Annotated in this window: 15 protein-coding genes; 3 read left to right on the top strand and 12 right to left on the bottom strand. The window is 38.2% G+C overall.

Annotated features, from left to right (window positions below):
- The 9 genes from PHO71_RS22855 to PHO71_RS22815 all read right to left on the bottom strand — a co-directional run.
- Positions 1–1216: Y-family DNA polymerase (locus PHO71_RS22855; RefSeq protein ID WP_300208004.1), on the bottom strand; the 1216-nt coding region annotated here is incomplete at its 3' end.
- A 59-nt stretch (positions 1217–1275) separates the two neighbouring features.
- Complete coding sequence (locus PHO71_RS22850) at positions 1276–1722, bottom strand: LexA family transcriptional regulator (RefSeq protein ID WP_300208001.1); 447 nt, start codon at positions 1720–1722, stop codon at positions 1276–1278.
- 332 nt (positions 1723–2054) lie between these two features.
- Positions 2055–3239, bottom strand: coding sequence for a phage integrase SAM-like domain-containing protein (locus tag PHO71_RS22845; RefSeq protein ID WP_300207998.1), 1185 nt, complete (start codon positions 3237–3239; stop codon positions 2055–2057).
- A gap of 356 nt (positions 3240–3595) precedes the next feature.
- A complete protein-coding gene (locus PHO71_RS22840) occupies positions 3596–4294 on the bottom strand; it encodes a LytTR family DNA-binding domain-containing protein (protein ID WP_300207996.1) in 699 nt (232 codons plus the stop codon).
- Between the two features lie 13 nt (positions 4295–4307).
- Complete coding sequence (locus PHO71_RS22835; protein WP_300207993.1) at positions 4308–5369, bottom strand: sensor histidine kinase; 1062 nt, start codon at positions 5367–5369, stop codon at positions 4308–4310.
- Positions 5370–5387: 18 nt separating this feature from the next.
- Positions 5388–6608 carry an ABC transporter permease gene (locus PHO71_RS22830; protein ID WP_300207990.1) on the bottom strand — a complete coding sequence of 407 codons (1221 nt, stop codon included), beginning with the start codon at positions 6606–6608 and terminating at the stop codon, positions 5388–5390.
- Between the two features lie 12 nt (positions 6609–6620).
- Positions 6621–7364 (bottom strand): ABC transporter ATP-binding protein, encoded by a 744-nt coding sequence (locus tag PHO71_RS22825; RefSeq protein ID WP_300207988.1) that lies wholly within the window; start codon positions 7362–7364, stop codon positions 6621–6623.
- A 144-nt stretch (positions 7365–7508) separates the two neighbouring features.
- Complete coding sequence (locus PHO71_RS22820) at positions 7509–8732, bottom strand: efflux RND transporter periplasmic adaptor subunit (RefSeq protein ID WP_300207986.1); 1224 nt, start codon at positions 8730–8732, stop codon at positions 7509–7511.
- A 23-nt stretch (positions 8733–8755) separates the two neighbouring features.
- Positions 8756–10147, bottom strand: a complete 1392-nt coding sequence (locus PHO71_RS22815; RefSeq protein WP_300207984.1) for a TolC family protein — start codon at positions 10145–10147, stop codon at positions 8756–8758.
- 226 nt (positions 10148–10373) lie between these two features.
- Here PHO71_RS22815 and PHO71_RS22810 point away from each other — a divergent pair, with 226 nt between their 5' ends.
- Genes PHO71_RS22810 through cydB form a run of 3 tightly spaced genes read left to right on the top strand, consistent with a single transcriptional unit; the run spans position 10374 to position 13374 of the window.
- Entirely contained in the window at positions 10374–10610 is a 237-nt protein-coding gene (locus PHO71_RS22810; protein WP_300207981.1) for a DUF4492 domain-containing protein, read from the top strand.
- Between the two features lie 21 nt (positions 10611–10631).
- Positions 10632–12179, top strand: coding sequence for a cytochrome ubiquinol oxidase subunit I (locus PHO71_RS22805; protein ID WP_300207978.1), 1548 nt, complete (start codon positions 10632–10634; stop codon positions 12177–12179).
- Positions 12180–12231: 52 nt separating this feature from the next.
- Positions 12232–13374, top strand: a complete 1143-nt coding sequence (gene cydB, locus PHO71_RS22800) for a cytochrome d ubiquinol oxidase subunit II (RefSeq protein ID WP_300207975.1) — start codon at positions 12232–12234, stop codon at positions 13372–13374.
- A 473-nt stretch (positions 13375–13847) separates the two neighbouring features.
- On the opposite strand, the gene PHO71_RS22795 is transcribed toward cydB, so the two are convergent.
- The 3 genes from PHO71_RS22795 to PHO71_RS22785 are packed head-to-tail and all read right to left on the bottom strand — an operon-like array spanning position 13848 to position 18683.
- Complete coding sequence (locus PHO71_RS22795) at positions 13848–14804, bottom strand: D-2-hydroxyacid dehydrogenase (protein ID WP_300207972.1); 957 nt, start codon at positions 14802–14804, stop codon at positions 13848–13850.
- Positions 14805–14824: 20 nt separating this feature from the next.
- Positions 14825–16102, bottom strand: a complete 1278-nt coding sequence (locus PHO71_RS22790; RefSeq protein ID WP_300207969.1) for a replication-associated recombination protein A — start codon at positions 16100–16102, stop codon at positions 14825–14827.
- Between the two features lie 4 nt (positions 16103–16106).
- Positions 16107–18683 (bottom strand): DUF5686 and carboxypeptidase-like regulatory domain-containing protein, encoded by a 2577-nt coding sequence (locus tag PHO71_RS22785; RefSeq protein WP_300207966.1) that lies wholly within the window; start codon positions 18681–18683, stop codon positions 16107–16109.
- Between the last annotated feature and the right edge of the window lie 287 nt (positions 18684–18970).

Below are 18970 nucleotides of genomic sequence, written 5' to 3'. Positions count from 1 at the left end.
CAGTAGTATAACGTTGTGAGAGTTGTTCTTGTTTTAGTTTCCATTCTCTTGATGTACCTTGTATGGCTAACTTGACGCGCTGCGAGTAATCACCGTTAATCTTGTCTATAGCTTGTATGAGCCTATCCCGTTTATCCCTGTCAATTGAATCAAATAGTCCAAGTTGTGCACTATTTGTTATCTCTGTAATGATTACCCCTGCCTTTTTGTATTGATAACCCTTCATGAAGATATTTTTCAATCCTGTTAAGGCATAATGTACTATTTCCTGTATGTCATTGGTTTGTACCGGAAGATGAACAACGGTATTCTTCCAATATTGAGGTAGATCTTCTCGGAAGTTATTCGTATGAATGAATACCATCAGGGACATTGCATAAGATTTTTGTTTCCTGAGCTTTTTTGCACAAGTGGAAGCGTGTGTTGCTATTGCTTCGGCTATTGTATCAATATCGGTGAGCATCTTACCGAATGAACGCGAAGTACAAATCAGTTTCTTGATTGGTGGAGCTGATTCCATATCAATACATGAGATACCACGAAGTTCTTTCCATGTACGTTCACCTACTACTGTCATGTTCTTGCGTACCCATACACCGGAAAGCTGGGTAAAGTCGTATGCTGTTTTCACTCCTTGTTTTTCGAGCTTTGCTGCTTGCCTACGTCCGATTCCCCATACATCGCCGATATCCGTTAATTGTAGAGCTTTGATTCGTTTCTCCTCAGTGTCAATAATACATAGTTGATTGTATGCGGGATACTTCTTTGCAAATTTATTAGCAATCTTAGCGAGAGTTTTAGTTGAAGCAATACCTAGACTAACGGGAATGCCAGTGCCCTTGGTTACCTGGTTCACAACTTTAACTCCGAGTGATTGAATCTCTTTAATGCCATCAAGATTGATAAATGCTTCGTCTATACTGTAGATTTCAAGTTCAGGGGCTAGTCCTGCCAAAATTGACATTACACGTCCGGACATATCGCCATATAACGTATAATTGCTACTAAATACAGCAACTCCGTAAGTGTTTACTAGCTCTTTAATTTGATATGCCGGAACTCCCATCTTTATGCCTAGTGCTTTTGCTTCGTTGGATCGTGCAATAACACATCCATCGTTGTTGGATAGTACAACGATAGGTTTTCCTATATATGACGGTTGGAATGCTCTCTCACAGGAAGCATAGAAATTATTGCAATCAACTAATCCAAACATGGTGCAATAATACAAAAGAAAAATGGCTTAAAATAGCGTGGAACACTCTTTATAACTCGTTAAAAATGCTTGTTGTTCCGCGTTTTCTTAATAATATAAGTGACTATTCCCCATATGATGAAGTTATTATCTTCAGTCACTTTGGTAGGAGGATATTCTTCGTTAGCAGGTCTTAACCAAATAACTTTTTCTTCTATTTCAATATATTTTAATGTAAACTCTCCATCAATGAAGCAAACGGCCATATCTCCCGTTTTTGGTTCAAGTGATTTGTCTATGATTAGCACATCTCCATCTAAAACACCTGCATCTTTCATGCTGTCACCTTTGACACGACCGTAAAAGGTACTTGCCGGATGTTTGATAAGTTCTTTGTTTAAGTCAATTGCCAGTTCCATATAATCCTGTGCGGGAGAAGGGAATCCGGCTTTGATACCTTCGTCTGCGTATGGGATCGGTAGACTGGAAGATATATCAATTCTATGTATTTCAATCGCTTTTTTCATATTCTATCTCCTTTATAGAAGACGATAACAAATTGCGATGTAGTTTTATTGCCTGGCTTAGATATTTTGTGAATAGTTAATCAGTTAGTTCCTTTTTATACTTACCTTAATAAAATAAGCACCGCCAAATGACGGTGCTTTAGGGCAATCCTTCCAAAATCAACAACACGAATCAACAAACTAGCAGAAGGCTTACATTATTGAATACTATCGAACATCAAAAAAGTTCGGTACCAGCAAAAAAAAAGTGAGGGGAACCACCCCCTCACTAAAGTCAAACCAAAATAATCGGAATTATGTCCGTATTATCTTGATGACGCAAATTTACTAATTTATTTCAGATTATCAAGAATCTCCCTAATTGCTTTGTCTGCATGTTTTTTCATGATCGATACATAATTGAAGATTGGTCGATCTTCTTTCATCGACTGACCGATACAGTATTCAAGTGTACTAAGAGGAATCCCAAGATCGTAACCATGTTGGACGAATGATTTGCGAGCTGAGTATAATGTGAGATCATGTGTTACTCCTGCTGTATTTTTCAATACTACCATCTTTCGTGTTAGTGTATTATAACAGGATTCATAAGTCTTATATTTCCCAAATACGAGTTTACCGGTATTCTTATTCATATACTTCTTGATAAGTGGTTTCGCTTCATCAGGGATCGCAAATGATGTCAATCTGTCTCCATCTTTTGTATTCCTTGTTTTCATTCTGATATAGTCTACCTCAGTTGTCCGGAAGTCGTATGATAACATATCTACAAGATTCATGCCGGCAAGATAATATGTGAGCATGAAGATGTCTCGCACTACTGATACATTGTATTTGTTAGGCTCCATATCCCGGATGATTCTCATTTGTTCTACAGTGATGTAGGTATCTCGTTTTTTTGCTGTCGGAATTGAAGCTGTAACAAACGGATCTACTTTATATTCTACGTACTTCATTTTGATCGCATAGTTTATTATGACCTTCAGTAAAGTCACATAGATATTGATTGAAGTAGGAGAAAGCTTTTTCTTTCTTTTCTTTAATGAGGTGATATAATTGTTTATTCGGATCGGTGTGATATGCTCCATCAGTGAGCCGGGTCCGGTAAAGTCTATAAAATGTTTAGCCGCCAATTTATAGAGCTTATATGATTTTTTTCTTTCTTCTTCATCTATCTGGGATAGATATTCTTCTAATACATCTTCAAATTTCCTATGTTGCTCACCAGTCAAGGGACTCGTTATCATTTTAACTAATTGGGCGCATGTCATCGAATCTGCATGTTCGAGTTCCATATATCTTCTAAAGTAGGTATTATATTGTTCTTGTAACTTAACGTTCAAAAAATCTTTGTCTGCACGTTGTACTATTTTCCCTTTCTTGAACTCGTTTTCTTGAACTATAATATTTGTAGTAATGAATCTGGAATCAGAGTTATGTGCCACTCTAATTCTAATTTTATTTGTTCCATCTGATAATTTTTTAGCTGGAACGAGTACTAATGAAAATGTAGCCATATTGAGTTTTGTTTTATGCCGGATGATCTTTCGACCATAATCCGACCATAATTCGACCATTAAATAGCGTCAAAAGTGACGTTTTTGCTCTCTGGTATTGACTACTAATTGACATTAAAAAAGTTCGATTGTGTTTTTAATTTGCTGAATATCAATAAAATAAAAATCGGAAGCCTATGCTCTCTTGCAGGCTTCCGATTCAACACAAAAACTAAACTAGACTTAACTAAACTATTCTATTCTTGGAATTTCACAATCCCTTTTCTGTTCAATGCAAAGATATAGATAAAACCTGGTCTACCAAAGCATAATCGACAAAATTCCTATTTTTACCGATAAATATGCTAACAATAACTTTAACTTCTTTCATCAAGAAAAACTTGAAAGGCTTGCTTATAACTATCACTAATAGGGATATAGGTCTTATCAAAAACAATTCGTCCACGATCAATTATCCTGATTTTATCCTTTTGGACGATATATGAACGATGTACACGTATGAAGCGGCTGGAAGGTAATAATTCTTCCATAGCTTTCATACTCATTAATGACAAGATTGGTTTGGGGATATCTTCTGTATATATTTTAATGTAATCCTTTAAACCTTCTATATATAAAATCTTTTTCAAATCTACTTGTATCAGCTTGTAATCACTTTTCACAAAGATACTATCTTTCTCTTCCGGTTTTTGAGTCAATTCAAACCATTGGAGTGCTTTGCTGGCTGCTTGCAAGAAATCGACATATGAAATAGGTTTTAGGAGATAGTCGAGAGCATTAACGCGGTAACCATCAATAGCATATTGTCCAAAAGCAGTTGTAAATACGATGCGCGTACGTGAATCAACCATTTTTGAAAACTCCAATCCATTCAATTCTGGCATCTGGATATCAAGAAAAAGAAGATCTACTTCTTGATCAGGCAACTCTTTCATTGCTTGAACTGCACTGGAATATTGCCCTATAAGTTGGAGAAATGGAGTCTTGTTTACATAACTCTCCAATAAACCGAGCGCTAAAGGCTCATCATCAACAATAGCACAACGTAACATCATAATATTTTGAGATTTAATGCTTAATGTTTAATCGTAATTTAGACTCATATACCTTTCCGTCTTCAGAGATTTTCTTTGACCAACTATATGCTCCGGGATAAAGAATCTCCAAACGTCGGCTTACCTGTTCCAATCCCACACCTGAACCACTCTTGTCCATCATGTTTTTAGGATGATTACTGTTTCGGATATTACATATCACTTCCTTTTCATTTTCAGCGAGACAAATACTAATGAAGCTGGGTTCAGTAGGAGATATACCATGTTTGAATGCATTTTCAATCAGAGATATAAAAATTAAAGGAGCGATAGGAGTCTGGCTATCTGGCTGAATATCAAATTGCGTTGTCATTTGTACGTTAGATGACAGTCGGATACGCATTAGTTCAATGTAATTACGTATAAAATCGACTTCCTTACACAGCGGAACATAAGTCTGTTGATTATCATATAATACATAACGAAGTAACTTACTCAATTCCTGAACTGCTTGCTGCGCCTTATCTGTGTTAAATGCAATTAAAGCATAGATATTATTCAAAGTATTCAATAAGAAGTGAGGATTTAGTTGGTTACGCAGGTTTTTCAATTCTGCTTCTGCACGGCTACGTTCCGCTTCCTTACGGGCAGCTTCAGCTTTACTCCATCGTGCACTCATACGGATGGCAGCACTCAAACCGATTGTAAAAACAAGGCTCAACATATCTCTAACAAAAAATAGCCAGCCCGGAGGCATATTCGACCGTTTCGGTTTGGGTGCTAATGACGGGTCGAATGTTAAACTTTGCCAGAAATGCAATAATACTCCAATTATACAGAGCAAGATGATATTATAAGTAATATATCTTTTGGTTTGACTTTGAAAAAGATACCTTGGGACCAGAAGAAAATAATTGATATAAAACACAATCATAAAAGAGAGTGGAACTGCTGAATGCCGTATATAAGCCATCCAATTGATATTTCCATTTCCACGTTCAACGAAAAAGAATGGAAATCCGAACATAATCCCCCAGCTGATAATATGTATCAGTACTTCCAGGGGACGACGTGCGGATGTAAAGTTTTGTTTCATAAAGACAAAGATAGTTTTTTATTCGTATCTGATCGCTTCAATTGGATCTAAATCTGCTGCTTTTTTTGCAGGATACCATCCGAAGAAGACTCCCGTAACAGTACAAACGGCGAAAGAAAGGAAGACACTCCACGGTTGTATGAAAATAGGCCAATGTGCCACACTCTTAACAACCCAGCTTGCTCCACAACCAATGATCACTCCAATGATACCGCCAGTAATACTGATCATAATGGCTTCGATAAGAAATTGGCTGAGGATATCAACGCCGCGTGCTCCAACAGACATACGCAAACCGATTTCACGAGTACGTTCTGTAACCGAAACATACATGATATTCATAATTCCGATACCACCAACTACCAAAGATATTCCGGCAATACAAGCGAGTAGAGTCGTCATTAAATCAGTTGTGGAATTCAGCATCGTACTTAGCTCTTGCTGTGTACGGATCGTAAAGTCATCCTCATCCGAAGCTTTGAGCTTATGGTTACGGCGAAGAATATCACTGATTTCATTGGTAGCATAGTCCGTCATATCTTCTGTGAGAGCAGAGGCGTAGACACCTTGCAGATAAGTAACTGCTAAAAGACGTTTCATCACTGTAGTGTAAGGAGCTAGTACAATATTGTCCTGGTCTTGTCCCATAGAGTTGTAACCTTTAGCTTTGAGCACCCCTACCACTCGAAAAGGTATTTTATTGAAACGGATAATCTTACCAATAGGATCACTTTCTCCCGGGAAAAGGTTATCCACAATTGTTTTACCGATGACGCAGACTTTGGCAGAACTTTGTATATCTGCTTCCGTAAACATATCTCCATTTTCAACACTTAATTGTCGAATTTCGAGATATTCTAGCCCAACACCACTTACGGAAGAAGGGTAGTTATTGTTTCCTGCGATGAGTTGTCCGGATGAAGAAACATTCGGGCTGATAGCCGACAGATAATTCGTTTCGTCCTGCAAAGCCTCATAGTCAGCCAGTTTCAATGTCTGCATCGCTGAAGGGTCTTGTCGGACACCTCCACGTCGGTCAGCGCCTGGATGAATCATAATCATGTTCGAGCCCATTTCGGAAATTTGCTTCTGAATACTTCTCTTGGAGCCTTGTCCAATGGCAAGCATCGTAATGACGGAAGCGACACCGATAATGATACCGAGCATAGTAAGAAAAGCGCGTAGCTTATTATTAGCTAAAGCTCGGAGAGCTATCTTAAATAAGTTGGTTCCATTCATAATTTAAATCATTTAATCTTCCTCATTTTTCGGCAATGTAGCTAATGCTTCTGCAGCTGATAGAATATGCGTATTGATGGTATCTTCTGTGACATGACCATCACGTAGACGAATGTTTCTACTGCTATATTGCGAAATTTCAGGGTTATGCGTTACAAAAATGATAGTACGTCCTTCCGCATGGAGTTTTTGAAACAAAACAAGTATATCGAAAGAGGTACGTGTATCGAGATTTCCAGTAGCTTCATCAGCAAGAATAACCGCAGGATTGTTTACCAAAGCACGAGCTATGGCAACACGCTGCATCTGTCCACCGGACATTTGATTGGATTTATGCTCCAACCGGTCGCCTAGTCCAACAGCTTGTAAAGATTCAATAGCACGTTGTCGGCGTTCAGTTGCACTGATTGAAGAGTTGTACATAAGTGGCAACTCTACATTTTCTATAGCTGTTGTTTTAGGTAGCAGGTTATAACTTTGGAATACAAAACCAATTTTTCGATTTCTCAGTACCGCACGTTGAGATTTGCTCATTGTACGGACAGAAATTCCATCAAGTAGGTATTCCCCATTGCTAGGGGTATCCAGACAACCTAATGTATTGAGCAGTGTAGATTTACCAGAGCCGGAGGTACCCATGATTGTGACAAACTCACCTTCATGGATAGTGAACGAAACGCCTCGTAACGCATGGACGGTTTCTTCTCCTACCTGAAAGTCTCGTTTGATATTTTGAAGTTCAATTACTTTTTTCATATTGGCCTCACCCCAACCCTTTCTCAAAGAAAAGGAGTAGGGGATACTTTTGTGATTAATAATTAGTATCTAAATACTTTAATATGTAGTCGAATCCATTCTCAAGCTTTTTTCTTTAATAATCAGCTGAGGTGAAGTTCCATTTTACTTTTTCTTTTTGCTTCCCGGATGGCTTGGCATGAATGGACTCTTTTCGGTATCACTTTGACTCATTTCTGCTTCAGGTACTTCTCCAGGCATTGCTCCGATAGTAGCTTCTGTTACAACATTAGTACCTTCAGCAACTCCACCGGTAATTTCTGTAGCAATTCCGTTGCTAATTCCAATTTGTACCGGATGAGCAGTAAAAGTAGTTCCTTCACGAGTCCATAATTTATGTTCTCCTTCACAATCCTTTACAATATCATTTTTACCAATAAGCGGTTCTTCCGGAGTAAAACGCAAAGCTCTGTTTGGAATGGACAATACGCCTTTTTTGTCTAGAATATAAACTGTGACATTAGCAGTCAAACGAGGTTTTAGTTTCAAATCCGGATTAGGAGCTGAAATTACAACTTCATATGTAACCACAGTGTTACTACTTGAACTTGTACTACTACTTGTACTGCTTGCATCACCTAAACGAATTTGTGTTACTACTCCTTCAAAGGTGTCATTTGGGTAAGCATCTACTGTAAAACTAGCACGCTGTCCTTCTTCAATTCCACCGATATCAGCTTCGTCAATGTCTGCTACAACTTGCATTTGTGTCAAGTCGGCAGCAATAGTGAAGAGAGTAGGAGTTTCGAATCCGGAGGCTACAGTCTGTCCTTCTTCTACATCACGACTGATAACTACTCCGTCAATAGGTGAAGTAATAGTTGCATAAGATAAATTACGTTCAGCTTTAGCTAATGATGCCTTACTACTATCGTAAGAACTTTTAGCTTTTTGATAATTATATAATGCTTGTTCATAATCAGTATCGCTTATTAGTGATTTATCGTGTAGTCCTTTACTACGTTCATAATTTTTCTGCTGAAATTCATATTCAGCTTTGGCACCATCATAAGTAGCCTTCTGAGAAGCGAATTCACTTTGTAGAGTGATACGGTCCATTTCTGCAATTAGTTGCCCTTTGGTTACTACTGAATTATAATCTGCGTAAATTTTATCGATGATACCAGATACCTGCGTACCGACTTCAACTTCTGTCACCGGTTCAATAGTGCCTGTAGCAGTTACCGAATTCGAGATGTCGCCTTTGCTGACAGTAGCAGTTGCATAAGTGACTTTGTGTTTAGCAGGAGAGCCAGTAAAAAGCCAGATTCCTCCACCCACTACCACAACGACTGCCACAGCGATTAGGATAATCTTTTTTGTTTTCATTCTTTTTCTATGTTTTTACTTATTTATAATGCTAATTTATATCCCTGATAGAACTTCAGCAATTGTGTATTTAATATTGCCATATACTTAGCTTGAAGTTGTTCTTGTTGTGCTTGTAACAAGTTATTCTTTTCAGTAAGAAGTTCCACAGTATTCTTCATTCCCAAGTCGAACTGTTCACTGATCAGATCATAGCTGATTTGAGTACTTTTCAACTGCTCATTAGCTGCCGCATAGCGTTGTTGGGCACTATTAGCATCCAACCAAAGGCCTTCAATAGTCTTAAATAGTGTCTTTTGCTCGTCAAGTAAGGATAAAATGCTTGTTTCTCTTTGCAGTTTAGCTTTTTGTACAGCACTCTTTGTCTGGCGATTGTTAAAAATAGGTACGCTGACAGACAACCCAATAGAATTATTCCATCCATTTTTAACCTGTTCACTAAAAGTAAAATCACTGCCACTGGTATGATTGGTTCCAATTCCAGCACTAAGACTGACACTTGGAAGATAACCTGCTTTAGCAATATCAATACCTAATTCTGATGTTTCTACATTGATTTTGCTTGCCTCAATTTCCGGACGGATTGTAAGAGCACTTGCGTAAACATCTTTTTTAGTAGGTAGAGGAGCAAGTACATTGTTGTCGGACAAAGAGGGGAGATAGATATTCATTTCATTCTCCCCATCCAGTTCGAGCAGTTGTTTTAGTTGTAGTTTGTAATCTTGTAAAGTGGCTTGCGCTGTAACGAGTTGATAACGATCTGTGCTTACTTGGGCTTCCAGCTGAGCAAAATCACTTTTAGCAATGCTTCCCGCATTCAAAAGTTCCTGCCCTCGGTCACGTTGTGTGATAGAAAGTTGCAATGTGCTTTCGTTTACCTTTACAGACTCTGCTGCATACAGAATCTGAATATATGTCTGCGCAATAGACTCCTGAATATTATTTTCAGAAGTAACTACATCAAGTTCAGCTACCTGATTATTCAATTTTTCTTGTTTAATGGTATTAAGCCGTTTATTACCGTTGTAAACAGTCCAGGAAGCATTCAGTCCATAATTTCCATTATAACTGGTTTTACTTGTGTTTTTGATGATTTCATTTCCACTGACCGTATTACTTGTTTCCTGATACGGGCGATTTACCATATTTTGACTGGTAGAAAATGACAGACTAGGAAATAAAGCAGCTTTTGCTGTCTTTACATCTATCTGCGTACTTTCCGCATTTACGCGATTCTTACGAATAGTAATGTTTTGCTGCAAGGCATAATCGATGCACGATTGCAAGTCCCATTGAGCCGGGATAGCCACTTCGCTCTGAGTATTGGTTTGTACAGAAGAATTCTGGGCGGATATACTTGTCAGCATACCCGTTCCCAGAACTGTTATCACTGTCAATCTTTTTACGTTTATCATACTTTTACTACTATTGATTTTAACTGATGCGAAGATACGTACATCTTATATTAGGCACAAAAACAATAGACAAATGAGAATATTTCCCCGTTGAATGATTTTTTTCTGTCGATAGGAAGCTTTTGCTAGAAAAATTGAATAAATCACTCAACATTTCAGTATACTTATTTGTTTTAATTATAAAAATTGTATATTTGTACTAATTACAAATCTTAAGTATCCGATAATGAAGAATGCACTGCTTGGAATCTGGAACTTTTATCTTAATGGTTTCCGTAGTATGACTTTAGGTCGTACACTTTGGCTTATTATCTTGGTTAAGTTGTTTGTTATGTTCTTTATACTTAAATTATTCTTTTTCCCCGATTTTTTAGATGATCATGCTACGGATGCTGATAAAGCTGACTATGTGGGGAATGAATTGATACAACGTGCTATTCCAGAGAAAACTACTGATTATTAAATTTAAAAATCCGATAAAATTATGATTGAAAGTATTGACACCTCGCTGATTGATTGGTCGAGAGCCCAATTTGCGATGACAGCTATGTACCATTGGATTTTCGTTCCTCTCACCCTAGGTTTAGCAGTGGTGATGGGAATTATGGAGACACTGTATTATAAAACAGGTAATGAGTTCTGGAAACGTACTGCACAGTTTTGGATGAAGTTGTTCGGTATTAACTTTGCTATTGGTGTGGCAACCGGGTTAATTTTGGAATTTGAGTTTGGTACAAATTGGAGTAATTATTCATGGTTTGTGGGAGACATTTTTGGTGCACCACTTGCTATTGAGGGTATTCTGGCATTCTTTATGGAAGCAACGTTCATTGCTGTTATGTTTTTCGGATGGGAGAAAGTCAGTAAACGTTTTCATTTAGCTTCAACCTGGCTGACAGGTTTCGGAGCTACCATATCTGCCTGGTGGATACTTGTTGCCAATGCCTGGATGCAGCATCCTGTAGGGATGGAATTCAATCCGGCAACCTCCCGCAATGAGATGGTCGATTTCTGGGCTGTAGCTACTTCTCCTGTAGCTGTTAATAAATTCTTTCATACTGTATTATCCGGCTGGGTGTTGGGTGGAATCTTTGTGGTAGGTATCGGTTGCTGGTATTTGCTGAAGAAACGCAATCATGAATTCGCACTTGCCAGTATTAAAATAGGTGCAATCTTTGGGTTGGTAGCATCCTTGCTTGCTGCTTGGACAGGTGATGGTTCCGGTTATCAGATAGCCCAGACACAACCAATGAAGTTGGCGGCAGTGGAAGGTTTGTACGAAGGAGGTAATAATGTTGGTTTGGTAGCCATAGGAGCATTGAATCCGGAAAAGAAAACTTATAATGATGGAAAAGAGCCTTTCTTATTTCGGATAGAAATACCAAACTTCCTTTCATTCTTAGCCGAACGGGATGCAAATGCCTATGTTCCCGGAATTACAAATCTTATTGAAGGAGGTTATCAGCTAAAGGATGGTACAACTGCACTTTCTGCAAAAGAGAAGATCGAACGTGGAAAAACTGCTATTGGTGCATTGAAAGCCTACAAAGTAGCAAAGAAAGCGGGAAATGAAATTGATGCACAAGTAGCACATTCTGTATTGAAAGAAAATATGTCTTATTTTGGTTATGGATATATTAAAGATGTGAACGAATTGGTTCCCAATGTACCTTTGAACTTCTATGCTTTCCGTGTGATGGTAATACTTGGTGGATATTTTATTCTGTTCTTTATTGTTGTACTTTTCCTTGTATATAAGAAGGATTTAAGTAAAATGCGCTGGATACATTGGATTGCTTTATTGACTATCCCATTGGGGTATATTGCTGGACAGGCCGGATGGGTAGTGGCAGAATGTGGTCGCCAGCCTTGGGCTATTCGTGATTTACTTCCTACAACGGTTGCTATTTCTAAATTGGATGTAAGTTCTGTCCAGATTACTTTCTTCATTTTCCTGTTTATATTTACTGTCATGCTGATAGCTGGTATCGGAATCATGTTGCGGGCTATAAAGAAGGGACCCGAAGCATAAGTAAATCGTATATAGGATATCATTAAATTATGTAACTTAAAACTGATAACTCATGTATATACTTCTTCAACAATATTGGTGGCTCATTGTATCCTTGCTTGGAGCCATACTTGTATTTTTATTATTTGTGCAGGGAGGAAATTCGTTGTTGTTTTGTCTGGGTAAGACAGATGAACATCGTAAGATGATAGTGAATTCTACAGGACGCAAATGGGAATTTACATTTACTACTTTGGTAACATTCGGAGGTGCTTTTTTTGCTTCTTTCCCTTTGTTTTATAGTACTAGTTTCGGAGGTGCTTATTGGCTTTGGATGATTATTTTATTTAGCTTTGTTCTACAGGCAGTTAGTTATGAATTTCAAAGTAAAGCAGGAAATCTGTTAGGTAAAAAGACGTATCAGACTTTTTTAGTAATTAATGGAGTAGTAGGCCCACTATTATTAGGTGGAGCTGTCGCTACTTTCTTTACAGGTTCTGACTTTTACGTTAATAAATCGAATATTACAGATACAATTATGCCGGTTATCAGCCATTGGGGAAATAACTGGCATGGATTGGATGCGCTGACAAATATTTGGAATATAATTTTAGGATTGGCAGTTTTCTTTTTGGCACGTGTGTTAGGAGCACTTTATTTTATTAATAATATTAATGATAAAGATTTAACCAATAAATGTAGGCGGGCAGTATTGAATAATACGATATTATTCTTGGTATTCTTTCTGGCATTTGTAATTCGTACGTTAGTATCAGATGGCTTTGCTGTAAATCCGGATACACAAGAAATTTATATGCAGCCATTTAAGTATTTCACTAACTTTATAGAAATGCCTGTTGTATTAGGTCTATTCTTAGTAGGAGTTGTATTAGTACTTTTCGGAATTGGAAAGACGGTTTTCAAAAAGACTTTCGACAAAGGAATCTGGTTTACAGGGATTGGTACTGTACTGACTGTGCTAGCTTTACTATTGGTTGCAGGATATAATAATACAGCGTATTACCCTTCTACAGCGGATTTACAAAGTTCACTGACATTAGCCAATAGTTGTTCCAGTATGTATACGCTGGAGACAATGTCATGGGTTTCTATTCTTATACCATTTGTGATTGCTTATATATTCTATGCGTGGCGTAGTATTGACAGTAAGAAGATTACAGAGAAAGAAATGGATGAGGGAGGACACGCATATTAAAATAAAAAACACCTCTTCCTATTTTACTCTACTTCCTTCAAGCATGAAGTAGAGTAAAATAGGAAGAGGTGTTTTTTTATGCGATCGAACTATCTGTAATTTGAACGTTATTGGCGGTCAGCAGGTATGCTAAGAGTAAAATACCTCCTCCTATAATACCTAAAGAAGGTTCAACGCTGGTTTTGTAATCAACAGCATAGTATAGGAATAAATCTACAAATGCCACGGCAAGGCATAAAGTAAATGAAACGATTGATATTATCGTAGCAATAAGGAAATTTTTTCTCTCGATGCTACCTTTAAAATTTAAATATGCTAGTTTGATTTAAGCATTAACGTGTCTTTATATGTAAAGGTATTGGAGGGAAAAAAAAGCTACTGCATTCTGTTTACAGTCTTCCTGAAAGTTTTTGTTTAGCTTTTAAGGGTTACTTCAGGATGGAGTAGCTTATATTATTAAAGTATGCAACCGTTTATTTATTTACTACATTTTCCGGAGTTCCGGCAATAAATGCTTGTAAATTACTGATCGCGATATTCATCAGGCGTTCGCGTGCTTCTGAAGTGGCCCATGCAATATGCGGAGTGATGTAACAGTTCTTTGCTGTAAGTAACGGGTTATCAGCACGAGGAGGTTCTGTTGAAAGTACATCTACTCCAGCTGCATAAATCTTGCCATTGTTCAGTGCATCAGCAAGGTCTTGTTCGTTAATAAGCGGCCCCCGACCTGTATTAATCAAGATAGCCGATGGTTTCATTGTAGCGAGACGGCGTGCATTGACTAATTCGTGAGTATCAGGAGTCAGCGGACAGTGTAAACTGATAATGTCACATTCGCTAAACAACCGGTCCATATCCATTTTTTTGATTTCCGGTGGTAATTGGAAATGCGATTTGGAAGTTACTGCATACACTTGCATACCGAAGCCAATAGCAATACGAGCTGTACTGTAACCTGTATTTCCCAATCCGATAAAACCGATTTTCTTTTCTCTCAGTTCCATTAATGGAGTGTCCCAGAAACAGAAATCCTTGCTATTTACCCAACGACCTTTACGGACCTCTTCTGAATGATGCTGTACTTGCAATGCTATGTTCAGGATATGGGCAAATACCATTTGGGCGACGGAAGCAGTGCTATATGCCGGGATATTTGTGACAGTGATACCACGTTCTTTGGCTGCGGCAGTATCTACTACATTGTATCCCGTAGCTAGTACACCAATATATTTCAGTTCAGGGAAAGCGGTCATATGATCTGCATTAATGATCACTTTATTAGTTAGAATTACTTCTGCGTCGGCAGCACGTTCCAGCACTTCTTCGGGAGCAGTGCGATCATAGATGGTACATTCGCCGAGAGCTTTCAAACCTTCCCAAGACAGATCTCCGGGATTGGCGGCATAGCCGTCTAAAACTACTATTTTCATAAATAAATATTTTGAATTGTCTATTCCTGTTTCTTAAATCTTTCTCCCCACAATTGCTGCATCCGTTCAGCGTGTTTTTGCTCGGCTGCATTATTCTGAGGTTGCCAGATTCGTTTATCTTTCAATTCATCGGGTAAGAACTGCTGCTTTACAAAATTACCTTCGTAACTATGGGCATACTTATACTCTTGACCATATCCTAACTGCTTCATTAATTTGGTAGGTGCATTGCGGAGGTGTAAGGGTACAGGTAAATTTCCACTGGAACGTACTAACTCCAACGCATCATTGATTGCATTGTAAGCTGAATTACTTTTAGGGCTTGTTGCCAGATAAATTGTAGTTTCTGCTAAAGGAATTCTTCCCTCAGGCCATCCGATCTTCATGAGTGTATCAAAACAAGCATTTGCTAAAAGCAGAGCATTAGGATTGGCAAGACCTATATCTTCAGAAGCTGAAATCACTAATCTACGAGCAATAAAAGAAGGGTCTTCACCTCCTTCTACCATACGTGCAAGCCAGTAAATAGCTCCATCGGGATCACTTCCCCGGATAGATTTGATAAAAGCTGAAATAATGTCATAATGCATTTCTCCGTCTTTATCATAAGCCAGTGGATTTTGTTGCAAGCGCTCAGTTACCATCTCATCCGTAATGACTACACTATCGCTTGCTTCTGACTCAACAACCAGCTCTAATATATTTAACAGTTTGCGAGCATCTCCACCCGAAAAGCGTAACATTGCTGTCGTTTCTTTCAGTTCTATTCTCCGTTCTTTCAACACTACATCCGTAGTAATTGCACGTTGTAGCAGTTCCTGCAAATCTTCTTTTTCTAATGATTTAAGAACATAAAGTTGGCAACGTGATAGGAGAGGACGAATGACTTCAAATGACGGATTTTCTGTTGTGGCACCAATCAGAGTAATTGTTCCTTGCTCTACTGCCCCTAATAGAGAATCCTGCTGTGACTTACTGAACCGATGAATTTCATCGATAAACATGATCGGACTGGATTGTGAAAAGAAACGGTTGCTCTTGGCACGTTCTATCACTTCACGTACATCCTTAACACCGGATGTTACCGCACTTAATGTATAAAACGGGGTTTCCAGTTTATTGGCAATGATTTGCGCTAATGTAGTTTTACCTACACCGGGAGGTCCCCAAAGGATAAAAGAAGAGATGCGTCCTGCATCAATCATTTTGCGCAAGATAGCACCCGGTCCAACTAAATGTTTCTGACCGATATATTCATCTAAAGTTTTTGGTCGTAACCGCTCTGCTAAAGGTTGCATAATTTTAGAATACCATTAATACCATGAAGCGGATACCATTTTTATTAATACCCGGATTATCACGGTAAGTGAAACGATGTACATATTCGATGTGCAGCAATTTAAATATATTGTATATTCCGACACTACCTTCAATGTACGGTACTTTCGGGTCCATTACAAAACTAGTAAATTTACCATCGCGGGTAGGAAAGCGGAACAAATCCGGATTACTACTCTTGAATGGATTGTTTTTATCAGTCAAAGCCCCCCACAAAGCACGTACACGAAACATTTCCCTCCATTTCAGGTTCTTAATAAGAGGAATGCGGTTGAATAATTTTCCGTTCATGTCATAAGATACGGACATAGAAGCGAAACGATCATTTAGGAATTCCATGTTATTGATCAAGCAGAACGTTTCACGTTGGGTGATATAGGACAAGTTGGCTTCTGGTAAAATCAGTAGTGGGAAAGGTACTATGTTCCATTCTGCACCGGCTTTTACGCTACAGTCAATTTTACCCCAGGAAGAAGGAAGCCAGAAACGTTTCCAGATACTTGCTTCTGTACGATTGAAATTATATTCTCCTCCCAATATTCCTTTGAACCCCATTGCATGAGTCAGTGTGAAAACGGGAGCATCCAGTGATACAGGAACACGACGTTGCTTTGAATTTACGAAAGATTCTCCCGGAGCATAGCGTAAAGTCATGCTGGCTTCGGTAGTTGTAACATCATGGACACGCGTTTGTGCTGCATCATTACGTAAATATTCCAATTTACCGCAAGGCTCATCGTTACGATGGCGAAGCATTGCTTTTACACCAAATCCGGTTTGAGTCTCCAGTTCATAATTGATAGTAGCATCGCGCATATAAGACATCTGGTCTACCGTTGTTGTTTTCAGAGAAAGGAAAATATTATCCTTATCCGTAAACAGAAACTTATCCATCGGTGACATAACATCGTAGCTATAAGTAGCTGAAATATAATGTTTAGGGAATTCCCATACTACATAATCACGTTTGTTAAAGGAATAAGTCAGCGTACCGCTATATTTCCAACGCTGATCTTTCAGCCCATAAGCGCCATAGCCGCTAAGGAACCAATGCTTGTCAAAATGAGCGGTTGTCATGCCACTTAGACGGAAACGGGTTCCATCAATGTAGTTGCTCGAAATCATCGTATTGATAGGGCCGATATCAACTTTACTTGGATGTTCTTTACTTCCTGTTTCAACAAAGTTTTCAATCAGTGCCTTTGCTCCGAAGATAAGGTATTTGAATCCCGGAATCTGTTCAAGGCGATTAACGAAAATATCCATATTACTTTCCTTCTTCGTTAAAGGTACTTGTCGGACGCCTGCCCAATATTCATCACTTTTCGAGAGCATATCCGCCTCTTTTATTATGTCACCTTTCAGCCGGAAAAGTCGCTGCTCAATAGAATCAAATTCGTAATTACTATATTTTGTCGTTCGTTCTACTTGTAAACCTCCCGCGGTTTTATTTGAATTCCAGGAGAGATCTACCGTCATATCATCATCTGCCAATACCCAGTTACCGTTAGGAAGTTGTTCGTATTGTTGTACGATATCCATCTGATTGACAAAGTTTACTCCGGTTTTCTTTGGAAGATTCATGGTGCATTTTTGAACAGCATATGTCGAATCATTCAATACATAAAGATGACCCGTAAAACCGAAATCTTGTGAGTTCTGCGGGACGAAAGACACATGTACACATTCACGCTTATTAACCATAAGTGTATCCATCAGATAAAACTTATAAAATGAAATAGCATTATTACCGATAGGACTTACAAAACGCTGCTGTAACAAACGAATTTCATCATCGTAAATATTAATGTCTGCAAATACATCTTTCAAAACTGTCCCTAACATATCACCTGTCGAAAAGAATTCATCAATACCATTTGAATTTTTTCCTTTGATAATCGTTTTCTTGTTCAGAGGATCTTTTCGGAAAATGGTTTGTGAAGAGGTTTCCTGCACGGAAATAGGAAGAATTAGTTTCTTGGTAGTCTCCGATACTTCAACCTGATCCTTCAGGAAAGAATATTTTTTATAAATACCTTTTTCCAGCTTCTCCGGTGTCAGGTCGTTGATAGACATCTTCATTTTCTCGTACTTGTCGTACTGATAGTAGTCATTCACTTCCAGAGATTGTGCCTTTTTATGTGCGATTACCTTTTGCATGAATTCAACAGCCGGATTATTCTTACGAGAGTATTTTTCTTTCTTGGGCTTCACTACAATTTCATCGATCAAGACATTATCCATCGATAGTTTTACATTAACCGTCTGGCTGCCGGAACCAACTTTTACTGTTTTACTGATATATCCCACAGCTGAGAAAACAAGAGTACCTCCGCTTTTTCGGGCTTCAAGCTTGTATTCACCATCGATATTCGTAATGGTACCCACGTCTTTCTTATCTTGATAGAAGACCGAGATGTACATTAATGGCTCATTCGTAACGGAATCTGTGACTACTCCTTTTATTTGTTGCGCAAAAGTATTTGAAGTTGCCAGTATGAGTATGACCAGTATAATTATTTTGTTATATCGTTGTTTCATAACGTTCGTACATAAAGGCTGCAAATTTAGCAAATAACTCTAAGTATTACAGATTATATAACTTTTTTTACTCATCGTTTTTTGTTCTTTACATGACGTAATCATAGAGCGGTCAAGAGTTCTTTTGTTTCGAGGTATGAAACTATTGGTTTTATAGGGGTGAAACAAAGTGTTTCAGAAAGATATGCAAAGGTAGCGCAAACTGATTAAAATTCAAATAGTTATAAAAGCTATTTCTTGGTCAGATACGGTAAATAAAGCTAAATAGCGCATATTTGGAAGCGAGT

It is taken from the genome of Bacteroides sp., assembly GCF_028690125.1.
In the GTDB taxonomy this organism is placed as follows: domain Bacteria; phylum Bacteroidota; class Bacteroidia; order Bacteroidales; family Bacteroidaceae; genus Bacteroides.
This window is presented reverse-complemented; position numbering and strand designations above follow the sequence as displayed.

What these genes read in the sequence shown, in the direction of transcription:
- PHO71_RS22825 (WP_300207988.1), bottom strand. Translation starts at nt 7,364, where the DNA reads ATGAAAAAAGTAATTGAACTTCAAAATATCAAACGAGACTTTCAGGTA.
- PHO71_RS22790 (WP_300207969.1), bottom strand. Translation starts at nt 16,102, where the DNA reads ATGCAACCTTTAGCAGAGCGGTTACGACCAAAAACTTTAGATGAATAT.
- PHO71_RS22840 (WP_300207996.1), bottom strand. Translation starts at nt 4,294, where the DNA reads ATGATGTTACGTTGTGCTATTGTTGATGATGAGCCTTTAGCGCTCGGT.
- cydB (WP_300207975.1), top strand. Translation starts at nt 12,232, where the DNA reads ATGTATATACTTCTTCAACAATATTGGTGGCTCATTGTATCCTTGCTT.
- PHO71_RS22810 (WP_300207981.1), top strand. Translation starts at nt 10,374, where the DNA reads ATGAAGAATGCACTGCTTGGAATCTGGAACTTTTATCTTAATGGTTTC.
- PHO71_RS22785 (WP_300207966.1), bottom strand. Translation starts at nt 18,683, where the DNA reads ATGAAACAACGATATAACAAAATAATTATACTGGTCATACTCATACTG.
- PHO71_RS22835 (WP_300207993.1), bottom strand. Translation starts at nt 5,369, where the DNA reads ATGAAACAAAACTTTACATCCGCACGTCGTCCCCTGGAAGTACTGATA.
- PHO71_RS22830 (WP_300207990.1), bottom strand. Translation starts at nt 6,608, where the DNA reads ATGAATGGAACCAACTTATTTAAGATAGCTCTCCGAGCTTTAGCTAAT.
- PHO71_RS22795 (WP_300207972.1), bottom strand. Translation starts at nt 14,804, where the DNA reads ATGAAAATAGTAGTTTTAGACGGCTATGCCGCCAATCCCGGAGATCTG.
- PHO71_RS22850 (WP_300208001.1), bottom strand. Translation starts at nt 1,722, where the DNA reads ATGAAAAAAGCGATTGAAATACATAGAATTGATATATCTTCCAGTCTA.
- PHO71_RS22815 (WP_300207984.1), bottom strand. Translation starts at nt 10,147, where the DNA reads ATGATAAACGTAAAAAGATTGACAGTGATAACAGTTCTGGGAACGGGT.
- PHO71_RS22845 (WP_300207998.1), bottom strand. Translation starts at nt 3,239, where the DNA reads ATGGCTACATTTTCATTAGTACTCGTTCCAGCTAAAAAATTATCAGAT.
- PHO71_RS22820 (WP_300207986.1), bottom strand. Translation starts at nt 8,732, where the DNA reads ATGAAAACAAAAAAGATTATCCTAATCGCTGTGGCAGTCGTTGTGGTA.
- PHO71_RS22805 (WP_300207978.1), top strand. Translation starts at nt 10,632, where the DNA reads ATGATTGAAAGTATTGACACCTCGCTGATTGATTGGTCGAGAGCCCAA.